This window comes from Methylobacillus sp. MM3, assembly GCF_001645185.1.
Taxonomy (GTDB): domain Bacteria; phylum Pseudomonadota; class Gammaproteobacteria; order Burkholderiales; family Methylophilaceae; genus MM2.
The window spans coordinates 1-836 of the sequence record NZ_LXTQ01000005.1 but is presented as its reverse complement, the minus strand read 5'-3'; the positions used below and the strand labels follow the sequence as shown (position 1 = coordinate 836).

Below are 836 nucleotides of genomic sequence, written 5' to 3'. Positions count from 1 at the left end.
GTATCCCTGCGTCAACTGCTGGACCACGCCGCCGAGAATGGCTACGGCCTGCCGGCGTTCAACGTCAACAACATGGAACAGATCCACGCCATCATGCAGGCCGCCGACGCGGTGGACAGCCCGGTGATCCTGCAAGGCTCGGCCGGCGCCCGCAAGTATGCCGGCGAATCCTTCCTGCGCCACATGATCGCCGCCGCCGTCGAAGCCTACCCGCACATCCCGCTGGTGATGCACCAGGACCACGGCGCCTCCCCCGCCGTCTGCATCCAGGCCATCCGCTCCGGCTTCTCCAGCGTGATGATGGACGGCTCGCTGAAAGAAGACATGAAGACCCCCGCCAGCTACGACTACAACGTCGACGTTACGCGCAAGGTCGTCGACATGGCCCACGCCGTCGGCGTCTCGGTCGAAGGCGAACTCGGCTGCCTGGGTTCCTTGGAGACCGGCATGGCCGGCGAAGAAGACGGCCACGGCGCCGAAGGCGTGCTCGACCACTCCGCGCTCCTGACCGACCCCGAGGAAGCCGCCGACTTCGTCAAGAAGACCGGCGTCGACGCGCTCGCGATCGCCATCGGCACCAGCCATGGCGCCTACAAGTTCAGCCGCCCCCCTACCGGCGAGACGCTCGCGATCAACCGCATCAAGGAAATCCACGCGCGCATCCCCAACACCCACCTGGTGATGCACGGCTCGTCTTCCGTACCGCAGGAATGGCTCAAGATCATCAACGCCAACGGCGGGCAAATCCCCGAGACCTACGGCGTACCGGTGGAAGAGATCGTCGAAGGCATCAAGCACGGCGTGCGCAAGGTCAACATCGACACCGACCTGCGCCT

At 65.4% G+C, this 836-nt stretch carries 1 protein-coding gene; it reads left to right on the top strand.

Annotated features, from left to right (window positions below; all coding sequences use genetic code 11):
* On the top strand, window positions 1-836 hold an 836-nt coding region (gene fba, locus A7976_RS04190; RefSeq protein ID WP_067107595.1), incomplete at both ends, for a class II fructose-bisphosphate aldolase.